Here is a 17,537-nt window from a genome sequence, read left to right on the forward strand (position 1 = left end):
GGGCTAGTTTTGACGATGAATTCAGGGCTGAGCTTATCTTTGGTTAATACTTGTTAACAAAGTATGCTCTCACCCTGCTCTATACCCCAATTGTACTTTACTCTTGGTACTCCTCGAGCATCCATTATAATAGTAGAGCGAGACTGGATATTGTGATACTGAAAGTTTAAATATTCGCCTTGAGCCTGGTAAGGTTCGAACTTTATAAGTGAACGGCCTGAGTGTGAAAGTTCAAACCCTTCATCTACTTTTTTTCCATAAAGATTATATTTTTCTTTTAGATATGAGAATGGTACGTATATTTCCCCGTTTTGTTCAATTCCCGTGATTTTTGTGTCTTTATTTTCATGGATAGTTATAGAATCAGCAGAAACTTTTAAGGGTGATAATAGAACAATTGAATATAATAAAGCGTGAAGCTTCATTCGTTAACTCCTTTTACTTTTGTGTTATTGCAGTGTAGCTTTAATATTTGTAACTTACAAAAAAGACCTTAGCATAACTATGTTAAGGGGTAAAATAATGAGCATTTTTTTGATAGCGCCAGACACTTATTAGGCTTACCCAGCGAATGTACAACAAAAAGAATAACCTAACCACATTTATAACTAAAAATACTAAACAATTTTAAATACAACGACATCTAAACCTATCAATGAAAAGCTATTTGATGCTAACTGGGAGAAGCTTTAAATTGCTCACTTCTGCTATCTATTTTCTCAATTGAAGCAAAATACAGTAAAGAAAATACAACTATTTGAAATGTATTCATAAACACTGGATTAGTGAAGCTATAAAGTATAAAGAGAATCATCAAAGGATAAGCCCCATTACCTAATTTATAGCCCGAAGGAAGTAATTTAGAAGAGGTTATGAAGATTACAAACGCAACATAAAACAGTAAGCCAATGTAGCCAAACTCACCCAGAATACTTGCAAAGTTGCTATCATAAATACCATCTTTTTCTATAAAAAAGCGACTATTATGAACACCTAGATAAGCATATACATCACTATCATCAGAACGCACTGAACCAAATGTTGCGGCTCCAGTACCCATCGGAAAATTTTCATTTGCAAGTTCAAACGAAAAATAAAGCATCATTCCTCTGATATATGCGCTTTTTTGCGGCTCTTCGATACTCATCTCTATATTCTGCTGCGTAATATAAACAAGCTCATCCGCATATTTTGTCTTACTGAATAAAAATATAGCAGGGATTATTAACACCAGTAGAATCGAAGCCTGCTTTAACGAATCTTTAAAAAGCCAGAGCAATACGATAGGGAACGCAAGCATCGCGGTTCTGACACTTGTCAGAAAAACAACAATGAGACAGATCGAAAAAAGGACAAACCATAAATAGTTACCCGACCTAACCTGAAAGAGTATATACACACTGTAGAGTGAAAACAAAAATCCTAATGTACCTGTATGTGCTTGAATCCCTATAGGTCTTATTACTCCACCCCGCAATAATATATCCACACCAAAGAACTTATGTAGCACGCCAGGAAAAAGTAGATCGAAAATTAAAAATAGAACGCTAATCAGCATAAAGGCCGTAATTAACTTCTTAATTCGGCTCACTTCAAAAAATATAAATAATGCCGATATGTAAAGTACATACTTTGTATGAACAAATATTTGAAATGCTACATTAACTATTCCTCTGTGTGACAGAGCTTGAATACTCAGTAAAGCCATACATAGACTAATTAAAAGGTAGAATTTTAGAACATACCTAGCAGATTCATTTTTTATTGAATATGCAATAATCCCCAATAAAAATATAAACTGAATAATTTCGTCTAAGATTGTAACTGCAGGTATTATCGATATCACTGCTACTTGAAATAACAAATAGATTATTGCAAGGTAGCGGATAAGGTCACTATAAAACTGGAATAACAAAGGCTTGTGCATCTACCTTTCTAGCCTAGCAATTCTGAATGTAAGTAACAATAAAGTGCAAAACGCAGTACCGAACAAAGTTATTGCCAAACAAATAATTGAGCGCCTTGGAGAGCTCTTTTGAGAAGCTCTTAATGGGTTATCAATAACCTTTAAAGCATACTCCGTTTTTGTTTCTGCTAGCGCTAATTTTTTAAGCTGCTCCTCTAGCAGTTGCTGAAGTGCCAAGCGAATTTCAGAAACCTGTTCACGATTAAGTTTATCTTTTAAATACTTAATAGTCAGCTCAGCTTCCTCTTTTTCTTTATTTTTCATGAACATGTTAAAATCTGAAATCAATAAGGTTAATGTTTCTTTTGCAAAATCAGGTGAGTATGAAGATAGGGTCACAGTTATTAACTTTGTTTTTCTGTCATATCCTACAACTAACGACTCTTTAAGTTTTTTTGCCAACTCATCAATCGCAGGAATAACTTCTTGAGGATATTTAACCTCGCGAGTCCATTCACCTAAATTAGAGTCATAAATTGATTCGTCAAAAACAAACTTTTTAGTCGATGGATCAAATGACTCAGCTGCAAACAATATGCTGCCTAAGTTATTCTCTTTAACAAAGTTACCCAAAAATGAATTACTCACTAACGACTCTTTTACAACTTCAGGGCTCATCTCTCCACCACCTAGCGAGATACCTGCCATTGAAGCAAGCCCCCCCAAGCTGCCACTAAGTTTTCCACCTTCATTAATAGTAGAGCTAACAACTATCCGAGAAGTATAAATATTAGGTAGACTTAAGGCATAAAACACTGAAACTGATGCAAAAATCACAAACAATATCAATATTTTATATTTATCAAGTAAAACTAGTTTAAATATATTTTTATAATTCAAGACGTCCATATAAACCTATTAAAAACCTATTAAAAACCCATCAAATTTCAATGGTTATGACAATATCATAATTGTCGCATGTAAAGCTTAGCCAGCTCTTGCGCACCAAATTTATTAAGGTGATTAGAATCCCGATACAAGGGGATATCACCAATGTTAGTATTACAAATACCTTTTTTACAAATAATTGTATTTACATCAACTATATAAACAAAATCTAATGTGGATAACTTACTTTTCAAATCCGCACTAAAATCAACCTGCTTCTCGTTTAATTGAAAATTACAATTACTATTTGTAAATCGAAGCTGCTTTAGGTAACAGTGACTTAAGTCCTTCTCGGGACGAGCAACCGTTGTAAAGAAATATACCTTACTAACCCCAAGTTGATGAACATTATTAAGAGTTTTGACAATGCCATCTATGATTTTTTGCGTATTTCGAGCAGTAGAGTGTTCACTTATCTCGGATCGAACATAGCCAAACCAAGAGCTGGCGATAAATAAATTATCTGGGCGCTCTTGCTCTATGTAATTTAGTACTTGGCTATTCTTTTCTAAACACTCAGATTTTACACTACTAACATAAGTGGATGCATCTACTATCGCAGGGCAATTACCCATTGTTGTGTCTTTAACTTTTAAGTGAGTGCTTTTGGCATAAACATCTATAAATGGAGCAAAGTGACTTGCGTGAGAGTCCCCCCATAAAAGCCCACTTAGATTACTATTTGTATCACCTAAATAACATTGCTCTCCCTCAACAAAATACTTTGAATGGCAAATTTCTCGGCCCATTTCAGGTGCTGACTTCGTCATTGACTCAGCTAAAACAGCTTGTTGAGAAAACTTACTAGGAAGTAAAGAATGAAATGACACAAAACCCATAAGGACCACAGCCGGAAGTGAATACAATGCTAAAGCCACTTTACTATTTTTAGAATAGACACCATAACGGAATGGTTTTTCAACGTAGTAGTAGCTAATTGCAGCAAAAAAGAGTGATACCATCACTATGGAAAGCTGAGTGTACCAATAAAACTCAACTTGCATATACTTTAATAATGAAACTATTGGCCAATGCCAAAGGTAGATTGAGTATGACAATAGCCCAATCCAAACAAACAAACGATTACCCAAAACTTTATGGCTAATGCAGTTTTCATTTAGGCCAACATAAATCAATAGAGCAGTAAAAAGGCAAACTATAGAGGCTATATAACCAGGAAAATCCCCTTTTGAAGAAAGCATAGTTGAGACAAGGAATATTCCTAATATTGATAAAACAAATAATAGATTTGATACAAAAGTAGATGGAGTAATTTTGTTGGAGAATTGATTGATTATTACGGCAAGTAATGTTCCGAATAAAAACTCGTGAATTCTGCTTGGTACTAAAAAATAACTTAGCCCTTGATTAAAGCTCGTTAAAAAGGCACTTACGAAAATAGAAAAAACTAAGCCCCCGAGTAAGACAGCAAAGCGAATCTTAAAACTTTTGATTTTCATCCAAAGAATTAATGACAAAGGCATGATGAGATAAAACTGTTCTTCAACAGATAATGACCACGTATGTAGCAAAGGCAACTCATGGACAGACGTTGAAAAATAACCGCTATGGTTAAATAAGAAATAAAAATTTGAAACAAATAAAGATGAAGCAAGTGCACTTTTAAAAAAGTCAAATAGCGCAAGTGGGGCTAATATGTATAGGCTAGCCAATAATGTTATGACGAGCATGAACAAATAAGCAGGTAAAAGGCGGGTAGCCCGACGGATATAAAACTTTTTAAACGAAAAGCCTGTAGTTTGCACTTCGCGCAAAACTATGCCTGAAATCAAAAAGCCTGAAATTGTAAAAAAGATATCGACACCGATGAAACCTGCTTTAAAAACAACAATATCAACATGAAAAAAAAGGACGAGTAATACAGCGATTGCTCGGATACCATCTAAATCTTTTCTGTACTTATTCACTTAATAAAACCCACTACGACTAGTGCAATAAAAATTATAAAAATTAATCACTATAGCCCTGAAATAATCTAAATTAATTTATCAGCAATTGGCTAATCAACTACTAAACTGTTTACAATATGTTTTTTTGCCCTCACATTACGTGTAATAAAAGCAATACATATAACAGGGAGTAAGAGGTATATAGACTCTAAAGCAATAGACTTCATTACAACTACTGACAGAACAGACAAAGTAGCAACTAAAACCATTAAGTTTAACTTTGCAACTACCCCTTCTTTATCATGCAAGCTCAACGTCGTGAGATAAATAAAACCATATTGTGAACAAATGAAAATAACCATTATTATTGTTGAAATGCTTAAAGCCAACTGCCATGGAACTTTTAGAAGAATTAAGTATGAACTAGCAACAATAAGACTAATGAAACAACTTACTAAAATTATTTTGGTGTACTTCTGATTAATAGCAAAAACATCAGAAACTAATATATCCTCAGCCCCCAATATAGGTAAAGATTTATTTGCCTGTGTTCTAGGTATTAACATTGCAATTGAAAAGCATGAAATGCACAAAGCGACATAAGAAGCCATATCTGCATCAAGTATCTCTTTTGCACCATAAGGAAAGCAAAAAAGTGCAAATATGCTTGCTGAGGTTGAAATAGCAATGTTAAAAACCTTTTTCAAAGGTGGAGTTTTTTTATTGAAGCTCCGCCCCTTTACTGAGAAAAGTAATAAGATAAGTAAACCTATCAAAGAAGCTATAACATAAACCAAATAAGGTGCATTTACTTGGGTTATATGCATCTGACTCAATATAATCGGCGCGATTAAGCAAATAAGAGATATCATACACTCTGATAAAGCTAGAACAAAAAAGCCTGATTCAGCAATTCTTTGAAACCTGAGAAGATAATAGAAATGTAAAATAACTAATAATGGTAGTGTATAAATTAGGTTTGACACTACCCCTAAAGAATTCAAAGAAAAAAGGAGTAAAATTGCAACAAACAGCCCAATTATAGATTTTTTTGAAAGCGCAGAGAACGAGTTTGCGTAGTCTTGTTTTAGTAAGAAAAATCCAAAACTTTGACTAAACATAGTATTTATTAGCATTAAAATAAAAAAATCACTACCGAAAGAGGCTGTATTAGTAGCACCTAAAAAGAAAATACATGAAGATAACAAAATGACTCTGGAGGCTCCAGGCCCTCCAGTGGCAAGCAAAGGAACAAGATAATTCATAAACCAATGAATTATAGGATGGCTCACTTTACCTGTATGGAGATATTCTAAACGATACCTTGCTAACCGCTCTAATTTTTGCGTAAGCGCATGCCTAACTTTCAGAGAGAGCAGACCGTACTGCGTGGAGTGAAATAACTCTAATAATGAAACTTTCTCGCCGGCTATTTTTTTTCTATAAAAAGCAAAGTTTTCCCTATTGCGAGTAGACATTATAGATCTGTGCTTCTTTTCAAATAAGTCTATCGCTTGAAGCTTATTTGTCACAGATGAAATGCGTTCTAATTCTTGATCATCATTAACAATATAAAGCTCTTTCCCCGTACGATACGCACTCCCATATTTAGCAATTAACCTAACCCACAGATCATGATCTTGCAATGCCGGTAATTTTGCATCAAAACCTCCAACATCTAGCAACCTTTGCCTTTCAACTAGAATTTGATTAGAACACTGGTTTAGATCTAATGCATCTGAGAGCGAAATTACTTTTGATTTAGAAAATAAAGATTTTTTTTGCACTCCGTAATCCCAAATATAACCACTACACACAAATGCATAGTTAGGATCATAAACTTTGAGCAACTCTTCTAAGCGATTTGGTAAAAATATGTCATCATCATCAAGGCCTGTTACTAACTCAGTATCCAAAGCTGCTATTGCTTTATTACGCGCTCTACAAGCCTTTTCAGAAATTTCATTTCTTATAAATGAAACTCTAGAATCATCAATAGAGGTCAAATATTCAAAAGTCCCATCTGATGAGCCATCATCGACTATTAAAATTTTAAAATTCTGATAAGTCTGCTGCAGCACAGAATCAACAGCTTTTTTTAATAACTCAACGCGGTTTTTTGTTGGTATATATACACCAATACACGGATTCTCAAGCATTTAAGAACCCCTTAAGTTTTTATATATAGATAAGATCCGCTCAGTTACATAACTAAGAGAATATTGGCTAGTTGATGATGAAACACGATGCGATAACTTAACATATTCATTTTCATTGAGTAAATACATACGCTGAGCTAGGGATTTTAAATTTTCTTTAATTTTCCCTTCTTTTACTCCATCTTGTTCAACTAATTGTTCGCTATTTTTAATCTGTGCTATTGAACCGTCTGTTAGTGTTGCTATACATGGCACACCACATGAGTGAGCTTCTGTTATCGTCAACCCAAAAGACTCATTTCTAGACAAAGAAAGTAAATATTTAGACTTGCGAATAACGTTAGCTAAATGCTCTGGCGATTTACTTCCTAAATAATTAAAGTTACTAAAGCGTTTCGAAGCTATTTTAACCTCATTTTCAAGAGGCCCCTGACCAACAAGAGCAAAGCGGCAATGTGGTAGTGCTTCAACAAGGTATAACAGCCTATCCAAACCTTTATTGTTATTCAATGTTCCGATTTGTAGGAAATCATAAGATTTATTCATGTAAGAGCATGAAGCTTCATTCAAATAAAATAATCTATCATCATATCCAGCACATAAAACCTCTGAATTAGAAACCCTTCTGAAATAACGTTTCTCTAATTCAGATGAAGTGAAAATCCAAAAATTAACTATGTTTGATAGCTTTTTATATAAATAACTTGGGGGATCATAAGAATAAATATCGCTGCCATGGCACGTCACTACTACTTTGACATTTTTGTCTTTTAGAAACTTGTACAATGCAACTAAAATGATTGTAGGAAAATAAAAGTGAACATGTATTAGATCATATTTTTCTTTTTGCAGGATGATGTCCCAAAAGAAACATAGAATAAAAAAAGGATATTTAAACAATCTACAAAGTAAGCTGTCTGTATTCCACTTTATTTTATAGTATTCAATCTCATTACTTTTGCCTTGCAACACTTTTACTTGGTTATCCACAAAGAGTCCCTGTAAGGGTGCAGACTTCTTTGCGGACATATTTGATACAACAAGGACTTTCATTACAGCTTCTTTAGAAGGTAAAGATGAAGAAACTTTAATAATTTTAATTGCCTAAAAATACGCTTAGGCTCTTTTGTCAAGCGGTAAAGCCATTCTAAGTTAAGGTTCTGCCAAGCTTTAGGGGCACGCTTAACGTTGCCAGTTAAAACATCGAAGCTTCCCCCGACCCCCATATACAAGGCTTTGTTATGTATTAACCTCATTTTAGCAATTAATTTTTCTTGTTTTGGCGAGCCTAAGGCTACAATAACAATATCTGGTGATGTTTTTTTAATTAAATCAAATATCACATTTTCACTCTCAAAATAACCATTTTGATAAGAAACCACATTGACATTTTGACTAGTTAATATCTCGTTACAACGCTCAACTACTTGCGGCTTTGCGCCAATGAGAACAACCTTAGATTGGTGTGCTACAGAGTGATTTAATATGTCTAACCAAAGTTCACAACCAGCAATCCTGATACACTTTTTACCTGTCTTTTGCTGTAATGATTTAACAACACCAATCCCATCAGCATAAGGAAGTGTTGCTTGTGCTAAAATTTCTTTGGTTTCTGGGTCATCTAATGCCTTTAGTACTTTCTCTGGGTTTATAGCAACGGCCATACCAGGAATAACCTTGCCATCAGGAGAAATAACATCAGCGAGAAGCTGTTCAACACTTTCATACGGGTTTACTGCAACACCACCCACAAGCACAGGGGCTTGGTTATTTTGAGACATATTAAAACCTAAAATTTCGACCTATTTACGTCGATTATTACTAACACCTAAAAAACGACGAATTCGAACACTTATGCGCCAAATTTTTTGCATGATCATAAAGTAAATGAATGTAACAATGAGAAATGAAAAGAATGATAGCCAATCTGGTATACCAATAAGTTCAGCGAAGATACCTACAGACGCAAACACTATAGAGATAAAACAAATAAACATCAAAGCTTGTCGGCTAGAAAAACCCAACCTTAGTAATATATGATGTAAATGCTCTCGATCAGGCCTGAATGGTGAATGCCCCTTTTTTATACGTCTGCTGATTGTTGATACTGCATCAATAATAGGTACTGCAGCTAACCAAAGAGCAGTAATAGGGCTAAACGATGCTCCCTCTGGAGACTGTGACCCCTCAAGTAATAACCAAATTACGGTAAAACCGATAACTGTACTTCCTGCATCGCCCATGAAAATTTTGAAACGTTGACCAAGAGGAATTCCTAAATTCATCAATATATAAGGCATAATTGCGAATACAATTACCATACAAAATGCGGCTAATGCATATTCAGAATTCAGGTAAAACAACAAACCCATCGAGCTGAATGTAATTGTTGCCAAAGCCCCTAATAAGCCATCTATTCCATCAACCATGTTAAAAGCGTTAATGGCTCCTACAACAGCAACAGCAGTTAATAGGTAACCGAAATAAGAGATTTCAAGAGTGCCAAACCCAAAAACATTACCAACATGAGATAAAAATAAGTCACCAAAAGTCATCATTAAGATAGAAATAACTATTTGAAGTAACAACCTAAAACGGAAGCTAATATCATATAAGTCATCTAATACACCTACAAATAATAATGTACTTGCACAAAACAGATATAACAATGACGACGAAATAGTATGAGGAAAAATAAGCAAATACGAAAAAACAACAACAAATACAGCCAACCCACCCACTAGAGGGACAGAACCGCTATGGTGCTTTCTTGCATTTGGCTGATCTACCAAGTTTATAAGAATAGCAAATTTACGAAATACTAAGAGGCTCAAAAAAGAACATAGAACCAATGCAATAGTTGTAAGAATCACAAAGAGCCAACCTCAATTAACATAAAAATCCCAAATCTATCCTTAAAAGCGAGCCTGTAATACAAATTGAAGTCGCATAATTTAACACACTTATGGCAGTAAGCTTAGTCAAAGGAAGAAAATTAACCAGTACTTTTGCTTCAAATAGTAATGCTTTTGTAATTAACCAAGTTTTAAGCATAAAAACTTAAAAATAAAGGAACAGAATGATATAAGAATATTAAGCTTCATACAAGAAGGATCCAATGAAATAACAAACCTACCCACAGAATAATGACCTTAATTGAACTCAGTATTAATTTTTATGGCAAACCTCTTTAAGTTAAACAGTTTTTACTATCTGGCCGACTAAACTTTCATAGTAAAAAGCTACCTTTTTAGGGTTAACAGTAAAGAGGTTGTTTAGATAATCCCCTTGAAAATACGCTGCCACGTCTGTTCAGTTTCGTACTTATAAGACTTTGATATTTCGATTAAGGTAGAATGATATTTGTCACGACATTTAAAAACTTCTAAGAATAGTTTCTGTAGTGATTCTTGATCATGATTCTCTTTTAATAACATTGATTCACAACGATAGTCTTTAAAAAGCTCTTGGTATTTATGGCTCCAGCCAGTAGCAATGCAAGGAACACCTTGCGATAAAGCGCTCACACAACCATGAAACCTTGAGCTAACTACCATTTTCGCTAATGAAATTATAGCTTTAACTTCGAGAGCATTAGATGGCTCAATAACCTCGATAGCAAATGAAAAGTTGCTCTTTAATCTTTCACATAGAGCTTTGTCTTCTTTTCCACTATGATTAAGAAGAATAACATTTTCACCCTTGCTATAGGCTAGCTCAGCTATTGTCTTAAACGTCTTTTCATAATTTTTATGCCACCACGTTTGTTTGTTTTTTGAGCTTAGCATTTTAGAGTTAGGTATTAAGACTATTGAATTTTCATATTCCTTTAATTTAATAGAGCTGACAGGCTCAATTAGGTTTGTAAAATCAGGTGACTTATAGACATGCTGTTGATCTCGAACTAGCTTAACCACATTATTATAAGAAGGAAGCTCACGCGCAAACACCAAGGTTGCATTTTCAAAAGCTATTTTTGCATGTTTTTTATTCGCAGCCCTAGTAAAAGGGCCAAGAGACTGAGGCATAAAAATATATTTTTTCCCTTTTTTCTTAAACCTTTTTACCTCACTGGATGTTTGTTTGAGTATTGTATCAGACCATTGGTCACCATAACTAAAGCCTGATGCATCTAACAAAACGTCAACATCAGCCTCTGATACTATTCCAAACCTATTTTTTAAATATAATCGGAATTTTTTAGGAAAAAGATAAAAAACAAAATTAAGGTCTAAAACATTCTTTTTTAAGCTAATCTTTTGGTAAGCATCTACTTTAACTCTTTCTGAATAGGGTGAATTAACATTGTGTTCTAAACAAAGTTCAAAGTTTGGAAACTCATTTTTTAACTTGAAAAGAATAGCTTGAAGCATGAGTTCTGCACCTTTATTTTCAAACTGCACACCTTTAATTTCAATCATCATCGTAATTTTTATATCCGTAAAACCCTAACTCATAAGCTTGTAAAGTAATTAAGTACTCTTTTTCTAATTTATTGTTGCGAATTCTATCTATTAATTGATGTTTGTTACGCTTTGTAGAAAAAGAACCAAGATTGGCACTTTGACTATCGCTGAACGATTCCACAATATAATCTGTTAATTCTTTCATGTTATCGATGGATAAAAAATCAGCTATTTTTTTTAGCTCAGCCTGTGTATCAAGTATTAAGTTCTCATAACTAACTTGTATACAGTCACTTAACTTTAATGATGGTTCAACTATTGCACTTATTACCCCTTGTAAAAACCCCATTTGATAGAAAAAGCACTGCTCAAAGAGATCATCTTTGATTACTTTTAGCTTTTCTAGCGTTTGAAGGTCAAACCTACGACTGAAAAGCTCTTCCGAACGCCAGTTTAGCGCATCAAAGCTTTTAGCTATTGCGTAAGGACAACGCTCTAAATAAATAACTTTAATGTCGAACTTGCCTTGAAAATAATCGAGGCAAAGTGGGTTTATTTCTTTAATTAGTAACTTTCTTTTTATCGTTGGATCTAACCAATCATTTTTATTATGGAGCACACTATTAAAGTAGTTTAATTTAGCCGTGAAAGCATTCGTTACAGCTTGGTCATGTGCAGTATGATTCAAGCATTTATCTGGTATGAAAAAGGAAACTGGCTCGAAAGCAGATTTCATATATACACTAGTGATTGGTTCACGCAAATATCTAATTGAACGACTCTGTGCGAGCACTTCACCAAGCCAACTTGAGCCGCTTCTTGGCATCGAAAGAAGCAATACCGGTTTATCTTCTATCGCAAAGTTACGATTCCAATTTGTCCAAAGGCGAGGGTTCTTTAATAACGCATTGAGCTTCAAAACTAAATGTCTATATTTATGTGGGAATATAGATAAAACCTGTTTTTCCATCACTTCGTATTTCCGCATAAATAAATAAGCTGCTTAGCTAGTGTTACTGAGCTATCCAGTGATAATGCCTTTTTAGACCACCCGGAAGCAAAGCCGCATTCGTTCATCCTGTAGTAGACAAGAGCCAAGTGAGCATATGTGACAGCTTGTAATTTTGGCCTTGTTTTGGTTGCCCTGATTGCTTTATGACCTAACTTTAAAGCATCTTTATAATATTTTAGATCAATGAGAATTGTAAGTAAGCCAACTAAATTCGACTGCCTAATTATACCTTTTTTTAAGTCATCATTATATGCTTTCAAAAAAAGTTCTAAAGCTTCCTTTTTTTCTCCTGCTTTAGCAAGCTCCTTAGCGTAACTGCTCATCGCTCGTGAGCTACCTGGATTAACTTCATACTCGTTTTTATAAAAGTCATATGGCTTTTGCCATAGCATCACTCTGTTTGCTGTTAAGTATGAAAATAAGGCAAAAATTATCAAAAGCATTTTCAGCTTTAGTATCTCTTTTATATTTACCTTATCAAAAAAGATATTAAACAAAGTAAAGAATATAAAAATCAAAGAAGCTGATGGTAAGTACATCCTATGTTCAAAATACAGATCTTGTATTGGAATAAAGCTAGACTCTACTGACATAGAAAAGTAAAAAAACATCAATGCTAGTATCAAGTTCAAATTATTCTTTTTCTTGGCTATGTAAATAACAGTAGAAATAAAAAAAGTATGGAACACTAATGAAATATAAAAAATTAATGAACCAAACTTAACCAGGGCCACGCTCGATTCAAGTGTTAAGTTTATTGGTATCAATAATTTAGAAATATAAATAATTATTATATATAATTGTGTTGAAAAGTAATCAACTCTTGAGTAAGAGTTAGTTTCTCTTGTTAACGTATCTATCTTGCCTAATAATTCAGGTGAAAAGTAAAGTGATAGAATGATTGCTGTTATCATTAGGGCAAAGAGCAGTATAGCCCTCTTACTTTTACTAACAATAAATATAGCCACAGTTAAATAAATTGGAAAAAAAGCGGCACTTTGTTTACTAAATAGCGCTAACAAAAAGAATATAGCAATCATAGTAAAATAAAAAATACTACGACACCAAAAGCTAGTTTCTTTTAGCTTACTTTTCCCATTAACTTGCCAATAACGTAAAAATAAAATAAATGAGATAAAACTTAACAATAACCAAAATGTAGCTACTAGTGTAAAACGCTGACTAATATAAACAACAGCTTGGCTATTTAATGGGTGAATTGCCCATACGACCACGACAAATAAAGAAAGCCACCTATTAACATTTAATAAATGCAATAATAAATATATAAGCAGTGTGTTTAGAATATGAATTGAGATGGAAACACTATGTATTGCAAATAAGCTCCCGTTATAGTGCTTACTTATAAAAAAGGACTTTAAGCCTACGTATCGTAATTGCAACCATCTAAAAAAATCAAAAGGCACGTCTAAGTTGTATGCTTGGTATAATACAACCCTATCATCTAAATAATTAGGAACAGAAAGGCTTAAACAATAAATTAAAATAATAGTAAGCGTTAAAATAAAAACAAATAGCCGATATTTATAATCAGTTTTACTCATTGACAGCCTTTTATAAATCAAAAAAAAACGAGGCATAAGCCTCGTTTTTAACTATACAAAAATTATCGAAGGTTGTTGTTACCTTCTTTACCTTTGTATTGATCATTGATGATAACACCACGGTCAAGCTCTTCTTTGTGCTTGTACGCAGCGTAAACACTGATGTCTTCATCTGGTGCGTTAACAACGATATCTACAGAAAGTTTACCACTGTCGAAACCTTCAGCTTGAAGAGCTGCAGTCATAAGACCTGCAACCTTAACCATTTCTTTTGGACCAATGCTTGTTAGCATCACGTTATCTAACCAAACTTTACCATCTTCACCGATAGCAGTAACAAATACATCACCTGCTTGCATACCGTGGTTTGTAACGTAGATGATTTGCTGAAGCTTACGTTCTGTAACCGCTTTTTGTACATTATCATAAGGTACATATGGTAGGTTGATGTTTGCGCCATTCAGCTCCCACTCACCAGCGTATAGGTCGCTAGCTACAGTTTCTTCAACTGTATCAGATTTAGAATCAACGTATTCTTGTACACCATCAATAAAGAATGTTTGGCTTTCAAGAGATACATTATCTAAAGAAGTAAATTCAATAGTATCTGTTGTAAAGTCAGGACCATACGTTAAAGTAAGTGCGTCTTTAGCAGCGCTAAGAGTAGGAGTCGCGCCATATACAGACGTAAACTGAGAACTCGTTAAACCTGTGAAATCACCTTTGATTGTAAGAGTTACATCTTGCTCAGTAACTTTATTTACCCAAGTATCTAAAGTTGCTTCTGGGATCTGAGGGTGGTTAATAACTAAAGTGTCAGTAGCACCACCAGTGAACAATTGACGCATTTGAGTTACATCGATAACTGCGTCAAAACGTACAGGACCAGTTGTAACGTCTAAAATCTGATCTTTAACTTCAGCAATTGCTTGTTCACCTGGATCAAACTCACCAATAACATCAGCAATACCATTTGCTCGTGCAATGCTCTTTATTTTAATAGTTTGGCCAGCGTCTAATGCAACAACAGCTGCACCATCAACATTTAATGTACCAAAAGTTGCCTTAGCACTACTCACGCCGTTTTCAGAAAAAGAAGTATCAACATTGGTTACACGATAAATGGCTTCTGAACCACCACTAAGCAAACCAAATGTTACACTGTTGCTGGCACCAACAGAACCAACATAAGCTGTTACTGTACTAGGAAAGTTTACGAATGAATCTGGTAATGCTCCACCCGAAAGTGAAAAAGTTAAAAGATCCCCGTTCGCATATTCTTTCTCTAGCTGTAGTTTTACTGCTTGAGACGTTGTAATCTTTCCTACACTGACAGTACCTTGCTTAGAATAAGTTGTAGTTAGGTCGTTGAAATCTGCTGCCTGTACGCCGCAAACTGCAGCTACAGAAGCAGCTACTAGCGTAGACTTCAATAGTTTTTTCATTTTATATCTCCAAGTTTCATGAAACTGGAATTCGGCTGGAGACCTCATTCCATTGTTTTCCTTAAACGAGCAAAAGCTCAGTTGTAAAGCATGTTAATTGTTTATGAGTTTTTATTGTTTGTCAACCCATTAGGTTTGTCATTTTGTAATCAGAAATCAATATTTTCAACCCCTTTTTTAAAGTTTTCTTTTATGTTGATCCATTGATTCTGATCATATATAACTCTTGGTGTTACAAGTATAACTAACTCTGTTTTACTTTTAGCATTACTTTTACCTTTAAATAAGTTACCAATCAAAGGGATATCCCCTAAAACTGGAACCTGTGTATCTATATCTGAATTGTTTTCAGAGATCAAGCCCCCAAGTAAAATAGTGCTACCACTGTTTGCAACAACTTCTGTTTTAATTTCGCGATTTAAAATCGATTGATCACTACCTGCGACTTGGTTTGAAATTTTTTGTTCAATTTCCATTATGACCACCCCTTCAGTGTTGATCGTTGGGGTAACCGCTAGTGTAACACCTGTTTGTCGACGCTGTACATTAGTTCGTACTACATTTGTTTCATCATTTGTATCTGTAGAAGTTACAATAGGGATTTCATCACCAACAGTTATTGTAGCAGCAGTGCCGTCTCTAACTAATAATGTTGGGTTTGACAGAATGTTAACAAGATTATTGCGTTGTATAAACTTTGCTTGTAAAGAACTAACTGAACCCGCTATGTTTAATACCCCACCGGCAATGTCATTTAGCCCTAACGCTCCTTGAGTAGATAGCGTGAATTTACCATCTTCTAAAAAGTATTCAACGCCATACTCAAACTCATCGCGTAATGTCACTTCTGCTATCGTTGCTTCTAGCAAGATTTGTTTTGGCATTACATCAAGGTTCTTAATTAGAGGTAAAATGGCCTGGTATTCACGACCTGTTGAATGAACAATAACAAAATTAGCACGCTTATCTATAACTATATTAATTTCTTCATTACCCATCCTTTTGTTATTTTTATTCAAGTCAACTTTGTTAGCTACAGCTGACTGTGTATCTCTTGATGTGTTACCTGCTTTATTTGATGTATTAGCTAAATTTCCAAATAAAGGTGCTAAGCTTTCACCTAAGTCTTGAGCTCTTGCAAACTTAGGTCGGTAAATGAAGTATTGTTTAGTATCACCAGAAGGGGCTTTGTCTAACTTTTTAGCCCAAAACTCAACTCTATCTAAAAACTCTTGCTCGCTTGCGAAAATAGCGACAGCACCAATTTGATGAAGTGGAATTAAAGCTAAATTGCGCTGTCCGCTTACTTTCATTCCTGTTGGCACTCCCTCACTATCAAGTAGTTCTTTTACTGTTTTTATGAACTCTTCAATCGGAATATAGTTTAATTGTAAAAAGCCGATATGCTTTCCTTGATGGGCAGGCCTATCTAAAATATCTATTAGGTCAATAACCTGTAACACTTCATCTCTCATACCTTTAACAAATACAGTACTTTGCTCAGGGTCAGCGCTAACTTGGGCCTTAGAAAGCTGTTTTATTGTTCGCTCTAAACTTATATTAACACCATATTTTAAGGGTATAATTTGTAATATCTCACCATTATAAGCAGGCACAGATTCTGCTGTTCGACCTACATTTGATATTATCTTACTGTTCTTTTTTGCAATCTGATAAACATAAAAAGTATCATCTTTAAATTCAATGTCGATTCCTTTCTCAGACAGAATCTGTTTAGTATTGATGTATAACATCCTTGATGAAATAGCATTATTGATGTTTAACGTAATCGTTTCATTTGACTTAGTAATTTTATCTTCAATTACATAGTTTGCCTTTAAAACCTCTCCAAAAACCTGATGAATAAACTCTTCAACTTTTAGGCTGTCGAATGCTGCCAGCACTTCATCATTGTTTTTAAACTGTATGACATCCTTCGCATGCGTGTTTTTGTGTTCAGCTCTAGCAATACTTCCTACATCTTCTATTTTTGTAGGTTTGATAGTATCTTCATATTCTGTGAAAGAGCTATCTTGTTCATCTACCGACTGTTCATGTAATAAAGCTGACTTTTTAATAACGTATGGCGTTTGCTCTGTTGAAGCACAACTTATCAATGTTAACGTCAATAACGTTATAGACATACTACGAACACAATGTACTTTGTTCAATCTTGTAGACATTTT

At 34.3% G+C, this 17,537-nt stretch carries 13 protein-coding genes; all 13 read right to left on the minus strand.

Annotation, left to right across the window (positions count from 1 at the left end; translation table 11 throughout):
- Positions 1–53 precede the first annotated feature (53 nt).
- The 13 genes from HUS62_RS07970 to HUS62_RS08030 all read right to left on the minus strand — a co-directional run bounded on the left by HUS62_RS07970 (position 54) and on the right by HUS62_RS08030 (position 17,534).
- Positions 54–425, minus strand: coding sequence for a hypothetical protein (locus tag HUS62_RS07970; protein WP_175079102.1), 372 nt, complete (start codon positions 423–425; stop codon positions 54–56).
- 248 nt (positions 426–673) lie between these two features.
- The gene (locus HUS62_RS07975; protein WP_175079103.1) at positions 674–1,708 is read right to left on the minus strand and encodes an O-antigen ligase; all 1,035 of its coding nucleotides are present in this window, start codon (positions 1,706–1,708) and stop codon (positions 674–676) included.
- A 219-nt stretch (positions 1,709–1,927) separates the two neighbouring features.
- A complete protein-coding gene (locus tag HUS62_RS07980) occupies positions 1,928–2,806 on the minus strand; it encodes a Wzz/FepE/Etk N-terminal domain-containing protein (RefSeq protein ID WP_175079104.1) in 879 nt (292 codons plus the stop codon).
- Positions 2,807–2,871: 65 nt separating this feature from the next.
- Positions 2,872–4,782 (minus strand): acyltransferase family protein, encoded by a 1,911-nt coding sequence (locus HUS62_RS23360; protein WP_175079105.1) that lies wholly within the window; start codon positions 4,780–4,782, stop codon positions 2,872–2,874.
- A gap of 92 nt (positions 4,783–4,874) precedes the next feature.
- Positions 4,875–6,923: a glycosyltransferase gene (locus HUS62_RS07990; RefSeq protein WP_175079106.1), complete on the minus strand. Its 2,049-nt coding sequence runs from the start codon at positions 6,921–6,923 to the stop codon at positions 4,875–4,877.
- On the minus strand, positions 6,924–7,976 hold the full coding sequence (locus HUS62_RS07995; RefSeq protein WP_175079107.1) for a glycosyltransferase family 4 protein: 1,053 nt from the start codon (positions 7,974–7,976) through the stop codon (positions 6,924–6,926).
- Entirely contained in the window at positions 7,976–8,704 is a 729-nt protein-coding gene (locus HUS62_RS08000; protein WP_175079108.1) for a WecB/TagA/CpsF family glycosyltransferase, read from the minus strand. The genes HUS62_RS07995 and HUS62_RS08000 overlap by 1 nt, the downstream gene beginning before the upstream one ends.
- Positions 8,705–8,725: 21 nt before the next feature.
- Complete coding sequence (gene wecA, locus HUS62_RS08005; protein ID WP_282658459.1) at positions 8,726–9,796, minus strand: UDP-N-acetylglucosamine--undecaprenyl-phosphate N-acetylglucosaminephosphotransferase; 1,071 nt, start codon at positions 9,794–9,796, stop codon at positions 8,726–8,728.
- Positions 9,797–10,198: 402 nt separating this feature from the next.
- Positions 10,199–11,347 carry a polysaccharide pyruvyl transferase family protein gene (locus HUS62_RS08010; protein ID WP_175079109.1) on the minus strand — a complete coding sequence of 383 codons (1,149 nt, stop codon included), beginning with the start codon at positions 11,345–11,347 and terminating at the stop codon, positions 10,199–10,201.
- Positions 11,337–12,299 (minus strand): sulfotransferase domain-containing protein, encoded by a 963-nt coding sequence (locus HUS62_RS08015; RefSeq protein ID WP_175079110.1) that lies wholly within the window; start codon positions 12,297–12,299, stop codon positions 11,337–11,339. Before HUS62_RS08015 ends, HUS62_RS08010 begins: the two co-directional genes overlap by 11 nt.
- Positions 12,299–13,906 carry a hypothetical protein gene (locus tag HUS62_RS08020; protein WP_175079111.1) on the minus strand — a complete coding sequence of 536 codons (1,608 nt, stop codon included), beginning with the start codon at positions 13,904–13,906 and terminating at the stop codon, positions 12,299–12,301. The genes HUS62_RS08015 and HUS62_RS08020 overlap by 1 nt, the downstream gene beginning before the upstream one ends.
- A 62-nt stretch (positions 13,907–13,968) precedes the next feature.
- The gene (locus HUS62_RS08025; RefSeq protein WP_175079112.1) at positions 13,969–15,351 is read right to left on the minus strand and encodes a hypothetical protein; all 1,383 of its coding nucleotides are present in this window, start codon (positions 15,349–15,351) and stop codon (positions 13,969–13,971) included.
- 149 nt (positions 15,352–15,500) lie between these two features.
- The gene (locus HUS62_RS08030) at positions 15,501–17,534 is read right to left on the minus strand and encodes a secretin N-terminal domain-containing protein (protein ID WP_175079113.1); all 2,034 of its coding nucleotides are present in this window, start codon (positions 17,532–17,534) and stop codon (positions 15,501–15,503) included.
- Between the last annotated feature and the right edge of the window lie 3 nt (positions 17,535–17,537).

The sequence above is a fragment of the Pseudoalteromonas sp. 0303 genome (assembly GCF_013349995.1).
In the GTDB taxonomy this organism is placed as follows: Bacteria; Pseudomonadota; Gammaproteobacteria; order Enterobacterales; family Alteromonadaceae; genus Pseudoalteromonas.

Coding starts and splice junctions, on each gene's coding strand:
- HUS62_RS07990 (WP_175079106.1), bottom strand. CDS start 6,923: ATGCTTGAGAATCCGTGTATTGGTGTATATATACCAACAAAAAACCGC.
- HUS62_RS08000 (WP_175079108.1), bottom strand. CDS start 8,704: ATGTCTCAAAATAACCAAGCCCCTGTGCTTGTGGGTGGTGTTGCAGTA.
- HUS62_RS07970 (WP_175079102.1), bottom strand. CDS start 425: ATGAAGCTTCACGCTTTATTATATTCAATTGTTCTATTATCACCCTTA.
- HUS62_RS07995 (WP_175079107.1), bottom strand. CDS start 7,976: ATGAAAGTCCTTGTTGTATCAAATATGTCCGCAAAGAAGTCTGCACCC.
- HUS62_RS08025 (WP_175079112.1), bottom strand. CDS start 15,351: ATGAAAAAACTATTGAAGTCTACGCTAGTAGCTGCTTCTGTAGCTGCA.
- HUS62_RS07975 (WP_175079103.1), bottom strand. CDS start 1,708: ATGGCTTTACTGAGTATTCAAGCTCTGTCACACAGAGGAATAGTTAAT.
- HUS62_RS08030 (WP_175079113.1), bottom strand. CDS start 17,534: ATGTCTACAAGATTGAACAAAGTACATTGTGTTCGTAGTATGTCTATA.
- HUS62_RS08020 (WP_175079111.1), bottom strand. CDS start 13,906: ATGAGTAAAACTGATTATAAATATCGGCTATTTGTTTTTATTTTAACG.
- HUS62_RS08015 (WP_175079110.1), bottom strand. CDS start 12,299: ATGGAAAAACAGGTTTTATCTATATTCCCACATAAATATAGACATTTA.
- HUS62_RS08010 (WP_175079109.1), bottom strand. CDS start 11,347: ATGATGATTGAAATTAAAGGTGTGCAGTTTGAAAATAAAGGTGCAGAA.